The sequence below is a fragment of the Burkholderia multivorans ATCC BAA-247 genome, from assembly GCF_000959525.1.
GTDB lineage: Bacteria > Pseudomonadota > Gammaproteobacteria > Burkholderiales > Burkholderiaceae > Burkholderia > Burkholderia multivorans.
Genome location: NZ_CP009831.1, coordinates 1,052,118 through 1,066,207, shown reverse-complemented (window position 1 = coordinate 1,066,207; position 14,090 = coordinate 1,052,118). Strand labels below are relative to the sequence as shown.

At 66.7% G+C, this 14,090-nt stretch carries 10 protein-coding genes; 9 read left to right on the top strand and 1 reads right to left on the bottom strand.

The annotated features are described in order from the left end of the window. Positions 1 to 281 precede the first annotated feature (281 nt). Positions 282 to 692 (bottom strand): hypothetical protein, encoded by a 411-nt coding sequence (locus tag NP80_RS31215; RefSeq protein ID WP_157160124.1) that lies wholly within the window; start codon positions 690 to 692, stop codon positions 282 to 284. A gap of 1,291 nt (positions 693 to 1,983) precedes the next feature. Between NP80_RS31215 and NP80_RS07035 the strand changes: the two genes are divergently transcribed. From NP80_RS07035 to NP80_RS06995, 9 genes are all read left to right on the top strand, one after another. Then, a complete protein-coding gene (locus NP80_RS07035) occupies positions 1,984 to 2,400 on the top strand; it encodes a ubiquitin family protein (protein WP_006403819.1) in 417 nt (138 codons plus the stop codon). Positions 2,401 to 2,558: 158 nt separating this feature from the next. Then, positions 2,559 to 3,209: a hypothetical protein gene (locus tag NP80_RS07030; RefSeq protein WP_006403820.1), complete on the top strand. Its 651-nt coding sequence runs from the start codon at positions 2,559 to 2,561 to the stop codon at positions 3,207 to 3,209. 104 nt (positions 3,210 to 3,313) lie between these two features. Beyond that, positions 3,314 to 5,692: a poly-beta-1,6 N-acetyl-D-glucosamine export porin PgaA gene (gene pgaA, locus NP80_RS07025; RefSeq protein WP_035487802.1), complete on the top strand. Its 2,379-nt coding sequence runs from the start codon at positions 3,314 to 3,316 to the stop codon at positions 5,690 to 5,692. Positions 5,693 to 5,707: 15 nt separating this feature from the next. After that, positions 5,708 to 7,795 (top strand): poly-beta-1,6-N-acetyl-D-glucosamine N-deacetylase PgaB, encoded by a 2,088-nt coding sequence (gene pgaB / locus NP80_RS07020; protein ID WP_006410898.1) that lies wholly within the window; start codon positions 5,708 to 5,710, stop codon positions 7,793 to 7,795. Continuing rightward, positions 7,792 to 9,063: a poly-beta-1,6-N-acetyl-D-glucosamine synthase gene (gene pgaC / locus NP80_RS07015; RefSeq protein WP_006410904.1), complete on the top strand. Its 1,272-nt coding sequence runs from the start codon at positions 7,792 to 7,794 to the stop codon at positions 9,061 to 9,063. The genes pgaB and pgaC overlap by 4 nt, the downstream gene beginning before the upstream one ends. Further along, positions 9,041 to 9,562, top strand: a complete 522-nt coding sequence (locus NP80_RS07010) for a hypothetical protein (RefSeq protein ID WP_006410901.1) — start codon at positions 9,041 to 9,043, stop codon at positions 9,560 to 9,562. The genes pgaC and NP80_RS07010 overlap by 23 nt, the downstream gene beginning before the upstream one ends. 90 nt (positions 9,563 to 9,652) lie before the next feature. Beyond that, a complete protein-coding gene (gene glmS / locus NP80_RS07005; protein ID WP_006399815.1) occupies positions 9,653 to 11,476 on the top strand; it encodes a glutamine--fructose-6-phosphate transaminase (isomerizing) in 1,824 nt (607 codons plus the stop codon). Next, positions 11,473 to 12,771: a hypothetical protein gene (locus tag NP80_RS07000; protein ID WP_006403827.1), complete on the top strand. Its 1,299-nt coding sequence runs from the start codon at positions 11,473 to 11,475 to the stop codon at positions 12,769 to 12,771. Before glmS ends, NP80_RS07000 begins: the two co-directional genes overlap by 4 nt. 469 nt (positions 12,772 to 13,240) lie before the next feature. Then, the gene (locus NP80_RS06995; protein ID WP_035487805.1) at positions 13,241 to 14,083 is read left to right on the top strand and encodes a cytochrome c; all 843 of its coding nucleotides are present in this window, start codon (positions 13,241 to 13,243) and stop codon (positions 14,081 to 14,083) included. The last annotated feature ends 7 nt before the right edge of the window (positions 14,084 to 14,090 follow it).

Sequence of the window (14,090 nt, the reverse complement as noted above, 5' to 3'; positions counted from 1 at the left end):
GACCGCGCGCTGCAATATGCAGATGCCGGCCGGTCAACTTATGTTGCAGTGCTACGAGACTCGCAGCGATCGCCTTTAGGCTTTCACGCAATTCGAATTCGTCCACGCGCAGTTATGTGCCTCAGGACAATCCGACCTGCATTCGATTTGTCTAAATTGCGCAATTCATTCGTATTGAAACGTTTGCGCGTATGCAGAACAGCGTTTAATTGTGTTAATTCAATCTTGCACTTCGAGGACAAGCGATCAGACGGTCGTTTTCATAGATGGCGACGTCGGCATCACACCGCGTACACGACGATGGAAGCAGGAACGCTCGAGCAACTGAAGCACTTCCACGTCGATGCTGTTCGGCTTCCGGTTGATCGCGCGCTGGACTCGAGCGGCGCCGCGAACGCGTGACGGAATGCGCGTCGCAACGTAGACGGCATTCGATGCGCGGGACGCGCGCCGTCCCGGCCCCGGCTGAGCACGCGTCGCGACTCAACGTATGCGACGCGGTGCGAGACGCCGTCGCCGGGCCGCCGTTCGATCGCGGCATACGCAACCATACGGTCGAGCGCGTGCTCGTCGTAGCGGCGCGATCGAAACGGGTTCCCGGTCGCCCGCGTTGCAACCGCCGCTTCGCTCGACAAGATCGGCGGTATGACGTGGGTCCGCAATGGCGGCGTCAATTCGACGATGCTGTCCATCGGCGCCGACACGGCAACGATGCGGTCGGATCACGAACATGCGCGGCAGTGACTCCGCGGGATGCGCACCTTGCTATTGGACGTCCCGCGCAGCCTATCTGCCTGTCGTCGGCGCCCGTGACAACGGCAAGCCGCCCGGCCCTGTCTGCAGCTCGCGTCCGGCAAGAACTCGAGCGCGTCAATCGACAATCCTTGCATGCGTGAGCCCCGCACCGCCCATTCGTCGGAACAAGCCGGCCGCCGCCGCTCCGCCCGCCGCACACCCGGCGTTGTGCCGCTTGTCGGGCGCGTTACAGGCAACGCCCACTACACGCGGCCGATTCGCCGCGGTCGCCAATGTATGACGGGCCGCGTCGCCGTGTTGAGATCGAACGCGCCACTGAATCGTGCACACTGCTTCGCCCCCGCGCGGCGTCTCCGGACCCTCGGGTCGTCATAGTCGACCGGGCCGCCTCCATCGACGAACGTGATACGGGTCGCACACCACTACGCATCGCCGGAAGCTCGCCGCGCAGCGTCGCCATGCCGGCGCGCCCGCACGTGCGCATTGCGGGGTCTGGTCCAAGCGCCGCCACGATCGCGAGCCGCCGCAACTCAACGACGAACGAAAGTCCTCGGACCCGTCGCGACATACCCGGCCGCGACTGAAAACCGCATACGAAACGGGTGCGGCGAAATAGTGCAATCAATGTACCCGGCGAGCATTTTTCTTTTCGTCTGTACGCCAGATAACAATCGCTGCCGATAATGAAACTCACTTTAAGCCGAAAACGTTTTCCGATCCGCGTTGCATTTTTTACTTCATCATACCTGTTTGAAGGCTAATTCCGTCCGATCTATCGTATGGAAATACCTTGTTACAACCGAAATAGAAATTTTGATTTGCGAACCATCCGACAGCGTCATGTAAGGTACCGCACCGACGGCCGCGAATCATCTGATCCATTACTCCGCAGAAGCCCGCCGGGCCGGGCTTTGCAGGCAAATCTTGCTTTTGTCTGCCGTTATTTTCCGGCACAAAATCCCCGCGTTCCGGGACCATAATTTGCGAGCCGATCAATCTCTACCGGCGCATTCCAGGCGCACCGGCAATATCGCCTTTAATCATAATTAAGCGAGAAATTCGGTTTCATCTGATTTCGCATTTAATACAGGCCGATAATCCATCCCATCAGTGCGACACACAGTTGTTTGTTAAAAACCCTTCGTGTATCAATAGCGTGTCGCGAAATTACGCCGGCATTTTTTTGTTCTGAATAATCACGCACCCCCAATCCGGACGGAGGCCGCAATGTCATCCACGCTTCGCCAGCACGCTGGTCCTTTTATCGCGGTGGTCATGTCGGCGCTGTGCGCGGGCGCGTACGCGCAAACGAGCGCGACCGCCTCGGCGCCGGATACGGGCCGCTACGTGATCTCGTACGTGTGCGGCGACACGCAGATCGACAGCAGCGCGCCACTGCCGCCCGACGGCCGCCCGTACAACCTCGGCGTGACCTTCGTGTCCGCGCAGACGGGACAGCCGCTGTCGAACGTGCAGGTTCGGCTCCGACGGCACGGCCGCGTGCTCGTCGAATTCAACGCAACGGGCCCGCGCTGCCTGTTCAGTCTTCCGGAAGCGAGCTACCGCGTCGAGGGGACGTACGAGGGCTCGATGCAGTTCGCGATCGTCGAAACGGGATCGCTGACCGCGCAGCTGCGATGGTGAACGGCACGCCGTGCCGGCCCACCGGCGAAGCGCGCGACGACGCCGCTCGCCAATAACGACATCGATCAGAGGAGCAGTGAATGACCCGTGCAGAACGACCGGACGACCGTGCCGTCTCCCCGCAGAAGCCGACCTGGGGACCCGGAAAGAACGCCGCATTGAGCATCGTCGCGTTTGCCGCGATCTTCGGCGGCTTCGCGTACATCGAGCGAGATGCGCGCGTCGGTCATGGAGGCGCCTCGCACGACATCTCCGGCGCGGTCGGGAACGCGGCCGACAAGACGGGCAAGGCCGTCGTCGCAGCAGTGTCCGGCGCGCACTCGGCGTCCGCGATCGAGCTCGCGCAAAACGCGCCGCCGGGCGCGCCTGCGTCTGCGTCTGCCTCGATATCGGCCGCCGTGCCAGCGGCCGCCTCGAACGCACGGACCGCGCCGCCGCAGGCGGCCGACGCCGCGTCGACACCCGCGGCGCTCGCCGCGACCCCGCGTACGGGAACGACGTCGAGTCACTCGACGACGCGTCGCCGCGACGCGCATCGGCCGCGCGCATCGGTGCTCGCGAGCACGCACAAACGCTCGTATGCCGCGCCGAAGCACGAGCGCTACGCCAGCGATGCCGCACAGATGGAGCCGGCGGCCGTGTCGCGCGACGAGGTGGAAGGCGCACGCGCGCTCGCGCGGGCGCGCTGGTGCGCGCAGCTCGACCAGTGGGATTGCGTCGAGCAGAACGCCAGCCGCGCGCTTGCGATCGACCCGATGAACAGCGAGTCGCGCGCATTGCTCGGACAAGCTATCCGCAATCGCCTTTAAGGCGACCTAGCGCAGCCGGGGCCCTAATCCCGGCCGCACGGCAACCGGCGACTCGTGTCGCCGGGTATGCGATCGACGTGATCGTCTCGAAGTGAGGACACACCGTGGCCAACAATCCGAAACAACAATGCACCACCGTCGCTCCGCCCAACCGGCGGATGCTCGTGCACGCGCCGCTCGTCTTGCTGCTCGTCGCCTCCGGCTCCTGTTTTGCCGCGGACAGCGAGGCGGACGCCGTCGGCGCCAGCGGCACCGCCGGCACGCAGGGCGCGTCCGAAACCATGCCGGCGGATGTGCCGACAGCCGGCGCAACGTCGCACGACGCGACGGCGCCCGATACAACGGCGCCTGACGCAACGACGCCCCACGCGACGCCTCCGTCCGCACAGCCGCCCACCGCACAGCCGCCCACCGCACCGACGGCGATCGCGCAAATGTCGGGCACGGCAATGCCGACTGCGCCGAGTCCGACGCCGGCCGGCGCGGCGCCGATGATCGGCGCGCCGTCGATCGAGCGCCCGGACGTAACGCCCCCGCCCCAACAGCCGCCGGAGGCGCAGGCGCCGAACGCCCAGGCGCCGAATCTGCGCACCGCCGACCCCGCGACCGTCCGCAACGACGTGTTCGGGCTCGCGGTCAGCGGCGGCGCGGTCAAGGCGCTCGACGAAGCGAAGGCGCGGCCCGACGCGTTCTCGGCCGTCGATCTCGCGCAACTCGAGGAACTGTCGATCCGCCAGCAGGTACGCGGCGGCCGCGACAAGGCGCGCTCGATGACGAGTACCGACCGCTTCGACGGCATCGACCAGGCACTGAAGGCCGCGGACGATCTCGACTCGCGCATGCCGGTCACGCCCGAGTATTCGTCGGTGCGCACGGCGCTCGCCGGCGACCGCACGATCGCCTATGCCGCGCGCGGCGACATGAACAAGGCGATCGCGACGTTCGAGACGATTCCGCCCGACGCGGAGATCTCGATCGACGCGCTGGCCGCGGTCGGCGATGCATATCTCTACGTCAGCGAACCGGGCAAGGCGAGCGCCGTCTACGAGCGTGCGCTGAAGCAGGCGAGCGCGCCGGCCGCGGACCGCGCGACGCGCGGCTTCCAGTACGGTTCGCGCACGCGGCCGATCGAGCTGCGCGAGGGGCTGTTCTGGTCGTATATCGATCAGGCGCGCGCCGCCGATGCGGGCCGCGTACTGAACGACATCGACACGGCCCTGCCGCCCGCGAGTCAGGTGCATCCGTGGGATCCGGCAAACGAGGACTACCTGCGTTATTACCGGCTGCGCGCGCAGTACCTGATCTACACGGGCCGCGTCGACGAAGGCATCGCCGAGCTCGAACGGCTCGAAAAGGAGGTGCCGTTCAATGCCGAAGTGCGCTCCGCGCATGCGGACGCGGTGTCCGGGCAGTCGCATCCGCGTCAGGCGATGGCGATGTACAGGGCGACGCTGACCGATCACCCGGACAGCGTCGAAATGCGGGCGGGGCTCGGCCGGGCCGCACTGACGGCGGACGACTACGCGACCGCGCGCGAGACCGACGAAATTCTCGACAACACGTTCCCGGACAGCGCCGCGGTGCGCTCGTTCAAGCGCGACTACAACGCGTACCGCAGCCCGGTGTTTACGACCGACATCAGCTACGAGCACGGCAACAGCGCGCTGGCCGACAACAGCTTCTCGTCGGACAGCTACATCTACTCGCAGCCGTTCGGCGACAACTGGCGCGTGTTCTCGCATACGTTCTACGGCTTCGCGCAGACCGATACGGGCCGCATCAGCCGCACGCGCACGGGCGTCGGCGGCGACTATCGGCACGGGCCGCTGACGATCCAGGCCGAAGCGACGCGCTCGTTCGGCGGCGACGGTCGCACCGGCGGACGCGGCACGGTGACCTACAACGTCGACGACTACTGGACGCTGAGCGGCGCCGTCGACAGCAACGACAACTCGCTGCCGTGGAAAGCGTATGTCGCGCACATCTGGGGCCGCTCGGCCAACGTCGAGATCGCATACCGGCAGAACGACCGGCGCGAAGTGAAGCTGACCTACGGCGTGAGCCGCTTCAGCGACTCGAACTTCCACCAGGAAATCGCCGCCACCGGCACGCAGCGCGTCTACACGTCCGCGAACCAGCTCGTCAACGTGTCGCTCGGCCTTGGCACCGACAGCAACTCGCGGCAGGACACGCCCTACTTCAGCCCGAGGCGCGACTACGCCGCGGCCGTCACCGCGATGCATCAAATGACGCTGTGGAAGAAAGGCGACATGTCGCTGCAGCAGCGCCTGTACGCGTCGGGCGGCGCGTTCAACCAGCGCGGCTTCGGCACGAGCGCGCTGTGGAGCGCACGCCTCGAGCACGCGTGGACGTTCAAGCGCGACATCACGCTCAGCTACGGCATCGAAGTCAGCAGCCATGCGTACGACGGCCAGCGGGAACGCTCGGAAACGGGCTTCCTGTCGGTCAACCTGCCGTTCTAGTAACAGGAGCTCTCCATGCAATCCAGACGGACCTTCATGTGCGGATGCCTCGGGGCATTCGCCGCGTGCTCGTTGTTTCCCGGCGTGACGAAGGCCAAGATGATCGACCTGCTGCCGCCGTCCGACCCGGCCGACGGCAAGACGTTTCGCGTGATTTGCCTGCACGATGTCCGCGACAATCTGCTGTCGACGTTTTCATCGTCGACGATGGTCGACCCGTTCGCGGTCGACACCGGCACGCTGACCGCGATCTTCTCGTGGCTCGAGACGAACAACTACCACCCGATCACGGTCAAGCAGATCGAGGCGTCGCGCCACGGCGGCAAGCCGCTGCCGCCGCGCGCCGTGCTGCTCACGTTCGACGACGGCTACCGCAGCCACTACACGAAAGTGCTGCCGCTGCTCGAGCGCTTCCGCTATCCGGCCGTGATGGGCATCGTCACGTCGTGGATCGATGCGCCGCCCGACGTGCCGATCAAGATCAGCGACAAGGTGTCGGTGCCGCGCGACTACTTCATGTCGTGGGACGACGTGCGCAAGCTCGGCTCGTCGGACCTGATCGAGCTCGCGTGCCACACGCACAATCTGCATCACGGCGCGATCGCGAATCCGCAGGGCAACGAACTGCCGGCGACCACGTCGCACCTGTATCTGCCCGACGAGAAGCGGTACGAAACCGACGAGGAATTCCACGCACGCGTGCGCAACGACCTGCAGACCTGCATCCACCAGGTGCGCGAGCGCACCGGCATCACCATTCGCTCGATGGTGTGGCCGTACGGCGCGGAGAACCAGCCGGTGCGCGACATCTCGACATCGCTCGGGATGGGCATCCAGTTCAGCCTCGACGCGGGGCCGAACACGCCCGACGTGCCGCTCGATCGCCTGCGCCGGATCCTGATGATGTACGACGTCGACATCGGCGGCTTCGAACGGTCGATGCGCGAGCCGGCGACGAACCGCGGCGCGGTCGACGCGGTCGAGCGTATCGTGCAGGTCGATCTCGACCAGGTGTACGACCCGAACCCCGCGCAGCAGGAAAAGAACCTCGGCGTGCTCGTCGAGCGCATCTACCGGATGCAGCCGAAATCGGTCTACCTGCAGGCGTACGCGGATCCGAAAGGCACGGGTGTCGCCGAAGCCGTGTACTTCCCGAACCGCCATCTGCCGATGCGCTCGGACCTGTTCTCGCGCGCCGCGTGGCAGCTCAACACGCGCTCGAACGTGCAGGTCTATGCGTGGATGCCGGTGCTCGCGTTCCAGCCGCCGGCGGACAAGCATCGCGCGCTCGAAGCCGTCCGCGCGCTCGATGGCGCACCGGCCCGCGAAAACGGCTCGCGCGTGTTCCGGCTCAGTCCTTTCGACCCCGATGCGCGGCTGATGATCGAGGAGATCTACGAGGACCTGAGCAAGTACGCGTCGTTCAGCGGCATCCTGTTCAGCGACGATGCGGTGCTCGACGACTACGAGGATGCGAGCCGCCACGCGCTGCGCGCGTACGCGCAGTGGGGGCTGCCCGCCGACGTCGCGAAGATCCGCGGCAATCCCGACCTGATGGCGCGCTGGACGCGGCGCAAGACGCGTCATCTGATCGACTTCACGCTGCAGCTCGAAAAGATCGTGCTCTCGCATCAGAACGCGGGTGACGTACTGACCGCGCGCAACATCTTCGCGATGCCGGTGCTGAAGCCCGAGTCCGAAGCGTGGTACGCGCAGAACTATGCGGACTTCCTCGCCACCTACGACTACGTCGCGCTGATGGCGATGCCGTACATGGAACGCGCGGACGATCCCGAAGGCTGGCTCGACCGGCTCGTGCGCACCGTGCGCGCGAAACCGAACGGCCTGTCGCGCACCGTGTTCGAGCTGCAGTCGTACGACTGGCACACGAACAAGAGCATCGGCGCCGACACGCTGCTCGCGCAGATGCGAAGACTGCGCAGCGAAGGCGCGGTGAACTTCGGGTACTACCCGGACAACTTTCTGAACAACCAGCCGAATCTCGACACGGTGCGCGACGTGATGTCGCTGAAATCGCGTCTCGATCCGACCTCGATCAATGCACTGATGCAGATGCACCGCAACGGGACCAAGACACCATGACCACGCACGGCCTCATTACGAAGCTGCAGGATTTCGTTTTCTACTATCCGTTCTTCATGTCGTACCTGTGGATGATCGGCGGCGTCGTGCACTACTTCCTGCTCGAAGAGGGTCGCGTGCTGTCGAAGCGCAAGATCGCCGCGAGCGGCTTTCCGAAGGTGTCGATCGTCGTGCCGTGCTTCAACGAGGAGGCGAATGCACGCAGCGTGATCGAGCATCTGAATGCGATGGACTACCCGAACTACGACATCATCGCGGTCAACGACGGCAGCAAGGACCGCACCGGCGAAATCCTGAACCAGCTCGCGGTGGAGATCCCGCGGCTGCTCGTGATTCATCACGCGCGCAACGAGGGCAAGGCGGTCGGGCTCACGACCGCGGCCACGATGTCGAACGCCGAGTATCTGCTCTGCATCGATGGCGACTCGCTGCTCGGCCACGATGCGATCGAATGGATGCTCGACCATTTCCTGACCGATCCGGGCGTCGGCGCGGTGACCGGCAATCCGCGCATCCGCACGCGCACGTCGCTGCTCGGCCGCATGCAGGTCGGCGAGTTCTCGTCGATCGTCGGGCTGATCAAGCGCACGCAGCAGGTGTACGGCCGCATCTTCACGGTATCGGGCGTGGTCACGATGTTCCGCAAGACCGCACTCGCCGACGTCGGATTCTGGAGCACCGACATGCTGACCGAGGACATCGACATCAGCTGGAAGCTGCAGTGCAGCGACTGGCGCGTCGTGTACGAGCCGCATGCGCTGAGCTGGATCCTGATGCCGGAAACCGTGAAGGGCCTGTACCGGCAGCGCCTGCGCTGGGCGAAGGGCGGCATCCAGGTGCTGATCAAGTACGCCGGCGCGCTCGCGAAGCCGACGCGGATGATGATGTGGCCGCTGTTCATCGAGTATCTGATCGGCATCGCGTGGGCCTACGCGATGTCGTTCATTCTGCTGCTCGCGCTCGTGGATGTCGTCTATCCGCTGCCGCCGAGCTGGCATGTTTCCGTCGTACCGCATTGGCACGGGATGCTGCTGGTCGCCACCTGCATCCTGCAGCTGATCATCGGCAGCATGATCGATCGTCGCTACGACGAGAAGCTGCTGATGTATTTCCTTGACACCGTTTGGTACCCCGTCGCTTTCTGGCTGATCAGCATGATCACTACCGTCGTCGCGCTGCCGGCGGTCGTGCTGCGAGGCCGTGGCAAGCGAGCCGTGTGGGTCAGTCCCGACCGAGGCATTCAACATGAACAAAGCACCGATTATTGACCTCTCCCTGCGCACGCCGCGCGAAATGATCGCTGAACGAGGCGGCGTCGTCGGCCCGCTGCTGGTCGCCTGGTTCCGCTTCGGCCGACCTGCGCTGGTCGGCGGCGTATGGGCATCGATCTGCATCTACACGTATCGCTATCTGCTGCCGTTCAACGAAGCGGAGATGCCGATCGAGCAGCTCGTGTTCTACGTGACCTGTATCGCGCTGATCGGCGGCTCGCTGATCACCTGGCTGATCGCCGGGCGCGTCGTGCATCCGCTCGCGTACCGCTTGCGCGTATCGAAGATCCTGCGACGCTCGGCCAGCGTCACGGCGCACTCGGTGCCGGCCGCCCTGCTCACCGGCAACCGGCGACGCAGCGGCACGCCGCGCGCGTCGCGCATTCTCGTCGCGTCGCACGACGCGAACGGATCGATCTGCGGCATCGAATGGATCGCCCACGCGGGGCCGCCGCCGCGCGAATGGGCGACGGGCGAACCCGGAAGCAATGCATGACACGTCTTCCGCGCGGTGCGACCTTGTCGGGACGCCGTCCCGACGCGCCGCGCAGGCAAGCCGGAACCATCTTCTGGACGAGGTGAAAACATGTGCGGAATCGTCGGAGCAAGCGGCCTGAACAATCAGGTGCCGCAATTGGTCAATGCCCTCAGCCGGCTCGAGTATCGCGGCTACGACTCATGCGGGATCGCGGTGCTGCGCGACGGGCGCCTGCGCAGCGAGCGCACGCTGCGGCGCGTCGCCGACTTGCAGGATCGCGTGCTGACGCTCGGGCTCGAGGCGCAGACCTGCATCGCCCACACGCGCTGGGCGACGCACGGCGCGCCGTCGGAGAAAAACGCGCATCCGATCGTGTCGCGCGACACGATCGCGGTCGTGCATAACGGCATCATCGAAAACCACGACACGCTGCGTGCGGAGCTGCGGCAGCGCGGCTACGAGTTCCGCGGCGAGACCGATACCGAGGTGATCGCGCATCTCGTGCACAGCCTCTATCGCGGCGATCTGTTCGACGCGGTGCGGCGCGCGGTCAAGCGGCTGCACGGCGCGTATGCGATCGCCGTGCTGAGCGCGCATGAACCGCAGCGGCTCGTGGCCGCCCGCGCGGGCTCGCCGCTCGTGATCGGCATCGGCGCGACGCAGAACTATCTGGCATCGGACTGCGCGGCGCTCGGCGACCTGACCGACCGCTTCGTCTATCTCGAAGACGGCGACGTCGCGTTGATCACGCCGGACCGTATCGACGTCGTCGATGCGCTCGGCGAAGAAGCGCGCCGCCCGCTCTGCGAAGTGCGCGCGCGCGACAGCGATGCCGCGCTCGGCCCGTACCAGCACTTCATGCAGAAGGAAATCTTCGAGCAGCCGAAGGCGATCGAGAACACGCTCGAAGGGATCGAGGAAATCTCGCCCGCCCTCTTCGACGCGCACGCGGACACGCGCGCGCTGCTGTCGAAAGTGAAAAGCGTGCTGCTGCTCGGCTGCGGCACCAGCTATTACGCGGGGCTCACCGCGAAATACTGGCTCGAGTCGATCGCCGGCGTGCCCGCGCAGGTCGAGATCGCGAGCGAATACCGCTATCGCGACGCGGTTGCCGATCCGCGCACGCTCGTCGTCGGCATTTCGCAGTCCGGCGAGACGGCCGACACGATCGGCGCGCTCGAACGCGCGCGCACGACGGGCCAGGATCTGTCGATGGCGATCTGCAACGTCGCGACGAGCACGATCGCGCGCAACTCGCCGCTGCGCTTTTTGACGCGCGCCGGCGCGGAGCTCGGTGTTGCGTCGACGAAGGCGTTCACGACGCAGCTCGTCGCGCTGTACCTGCTGACGCTCACGCTCGCCCAGATGCGCGGCCGGCTCGACCCGGCACAGGCGGCCGAACGACTGCAGCAGCTGCATGCGCTACCCGCGCGCATCGGCCATGCGCTCGCGCTCGAGACGCAGATCATGGGCTGGGCCGAGAAGTTCGCGAAGAGCGAGAACGCGCTGTTCCTCGGGCGAGGCATTCATTTCCCGATCGCGATGGAAGGCGCGCTGAAGCTGAAGGAGGTGTCGTACATCCACGCCGAAGGCTATCCGGCCGGCGAGCTCAAGCACGGCCCGCTCGCGCTCGTCACGAGCGCGATGCCCGTCGTCACGATCGCGCCCGACGACCAGCTGTTCCAGAAGCTGAAGTCGAACATGGCCGAGGTGCGCGCGCGCGGCGGGCGGCTGTACGTGCTTGCCGGCGATCAGCTCGAACTCGAGGCCGACCGCGACACGCATCTGATCCGCGTGCGCGAATCGGGCGATGCGCTGTCGCCGATCGTCAACGTGATCCCGTTGCAGCTGCTCGCGTATCACGTCGGCTGCGCGCGCGGCGCGGACGTCGACAAGCCGCGCAACCTCGCGAAATCGGTGACGGTCGAATGACGGCGCCGCGCGTCGCCACCTCCGCCGGCGCGCGGCCGGGCGCCGGCCGTCGCGCCGCGGCATGGATCGCCGCGTCGATCGTCTGCAGCGCATGCTGCGTCGGCGCGGCGCCGCCGGCCGCACGCGCCGGCGCGCCGGTCGTGCACACCGTCACCGTCGATCCGAACGGCACGGCGAAGGATACCGGCGACCCGCGCCGCTTCATGCACGGCATCGGCGTCGCCGACGCGGGCAACGGCAAGCGCTGGGTGTTCTTCAGCAGTTCGGGGCGCGTGCCGCGCGGCGCGATGAAAGACGGCAACTGGCCGCACGACGTGTACGTCGGCCAGTGGAGCCCGGGCCAGCCGCGCATCGCGCGCGTGCGCACGTTCATCAGCCGGCCGGAAGCGCAGGAGCCCGTGTCGATCGCGCAGAACGCACGCGGCGACATCTTCGTCACGTTCGAGGACGGCTGGAACACGCCGCAGGTCGTGAACCAGCGCTACGGAATCTATCGGCGCGACCTGCGGCCGATCAAGCCCTATCCGAACGACGTCGAAGCGGGCGGCCACTCCGGCCACGTCGCGACCGCGTCGGACCGCTTCGTCGTGTTCTATTCGGAAGGCTGGGTCGACGGCGGCGGCGTGGACAATCTCGGCACCGGCAACGGCGTCTATGTGAAGACGTACGACGCGACCGGCCGCGTGCTGAACCACGTCCCCGTCGTCGCACATCGCCGCGAATGGTGGCCGATGATCGCGGGCTCGCCGGGCAAGGCGCTGCTGCTCTGGCAAAAATTCATTCCGGGCAGCACCGACGCGACGCTCGAAGCGGCGATGTTCGATCCGGTATCCGCGCAGCTCGACAAGCTCGGCACGCTGAACGACGCGATCCAGTACTACGTGTACTCGGCCGCCTACGTGCCGGCGATCGACCGCTTCATCGTCGTGACGACGACCTCGGCCGGTCGCGGCGTCGCCATGCTCGTCGCGCCGGACGGTCAGCGCACCGCGACGCTCGACTGCCTGCCCGCATCGGTGCGCGAAGCGCAGATCGGCGTCGACGGATCCCGCGCTTACGTGCCGACGCGCGACGGGCGATTGCTGACGCTGACGCTTGGGCCTGCCGCGATCGCCGTGACCGGCTCGCAGCGCTCGCCGATTCCGTGGGGCTCGACCGGCATCGCGGCGTTCCGCTCGAACGGCGACGCGATGCATTTCGTGTCGCTGACCTCGTCGGGCACGCGCGAAGCCGACTTCGGACCGGTGCTGAATACGTCGATGTCGGCCGCCGATACGCAATGCTCGACGCATTGAGCGCGCGCGTGCGCGGACCCGCGTCGCGGTAGCGCGGGCCGCGCCGCCGCTACGGTCGGGCGAGCTCCTGCATGCGCCTGCCTCGCCGAATCGCACGATGCAGTGCCCGCCCCGTTTCGCCCTCTGCTAGTCGAGCGTGCGTCTGCGCGCATGCCGGCCGAGCACGTCCGGATGCGCGTCGAGCATCGTCGGAAATCCGCTGGCGCGCGACCGCAGCGGCCGGTATCGACCGATATGGGCGCGCGCGGTCTACCGACATTGCCGGTGCGCGGCTGGCGACATTGTGCTATCGGGCATGCAGCGTGGATCGTTGCAGACGCACCGGCCTCCATCCGAGCACGCGCCGACATCGCGGCCATCGAAATCGGGATCGCGGGCAGCGCGCGAAGCGGATAGACTGTCGCCCGACCCGTTTCGTCACCCGCGGCCGCGCATCGCGCCGCCCGGAACGCCGCTTCCCGGAGAACGAATGCTCATGCGTCGGTGGTTTTCGCTTCTGTTGCTGATCCTCTACGCGATCGGCCCGCGCGCGCTCGCGCAGTCCGCGCCGGCGCTCGAACTCGACATCGACGGCACGCCGCAGATGCTGACGCCGCAAGCGCTGCTCGCGCGCGCCGACGCCATCGACATCCACGTGCCGCAAGACATCGCATACGGCCGCCCGATGACGTTCCGCGCGGTGCCGTTCGTGAACCTGTTCGGCGGTGCGCCGCTGCCGGCCGATGGCGTGCTCGAGACGCGCGCCGCCGACGGCTTCGCCGCGCAGTTGCCGCTCGATCTCGTGCGCCGCGGCGCGGCGGCCGGCGCGGTCGCGTGGCTCGCGGTCGAGGATCCGTCGCGCCCGTGGCCGAAGCTGCCCGGCAAGCCCGTGAGCGCCGGGCCGTTCTATCTCGTGTGGGTCGGGCCGCACGCGTCGTCGGTGCGCGGCGAACAGTGGCCGTATCAGATCGTGCGCATTACCGTCGAATCGGCGCCGCTCGCACGCTGGCCGTCGCTCGCCGTCGATCCGTCCGTTCCTGCGGACGCCCCCGCGCGCACGGGCCAGCGCCTGTTCGTCACGCAATGCCTCGCGTGCCACCGGATCGACGGCGCCGGCAGCAGCCACGCGGGCCCCGACCTGAACGCGCCGATGAACCCCGTCGACTATTTCCAGCCGGCCGCGCTGCGCCGCTATATCCGCAACCCGGCGTCGGTGCGCGACTGGCCGGGCCGCGCGATGCCGGCGTTCCCGCCGACGCAGCTGAGCGATCGAGAACTCGACGAGATCGTCGCGTATCTGGCCTACGTCGCGCGCCGCAAAGCGCCGCGCTAGCGGCAAC

What these genes read in the sequence shown, in the direction of transcription:
- NP80_RS06995 (WP_035487805.1), top strand. Translation starts at nt 13,241, where the DNA reads ATGCTCATGCGTCGGTGGTTTTCGCTTCTGTTGCTGATCCTCTACGCG.
- pgaC (WP_006410904.1), top strand. Translation starts at nt 7,792, where the DNA reads ATGACCACGCACGGCCTCATTACGAAGCTGCAGGATTTCGTTTTCTAC.
- pgaB (WP_006410898.1), top strand. Translation starts at nt 5,708, where the DNA reads ATGCAATCCAGACGGACCTTCATGTGCGGATGCCTCGGGGCATTCGCC.
- NP80_RS07035 (WP_006403819.1), top strand. Translation starts at nt 1,984, where the DNA reads ATGTCATCCACGCTTCGCCAGCACGCTGGTCCTTTTATCGCGGTGGTC.
- NP80_RS07000 (WP_006403827.1), top strand. Translation starts at nt 11,473, where the DNA reads ATGACGGCGCCGCGCGTCGCCACCTCCGCCGGCGCGCGGCCGGGCGCC.
- NP80_RS07010 (WP_006410901.1), top strand. Translation starts at nt 9,041, where the DNA reads ATGAACAAAGCACCGATTATTGACCTCTCCCTGCGCACGCCGCGCGAA.
- glmS (WP_006399815.1), top strand. Translation starts at nt 9,653, where the DNA reads ATGTGCGGAATCGTCGGAGCAAGCGGCCTGAACAATCAGGTGCCGCAA.
- NP80_RS31215 (WP_157160124.1), bottom strand. Translation starts at nt 692, where the DNA reads ATGGACAGCATCGTCGAATTGACGCCGCCATTGCGGACCCACGTCATA.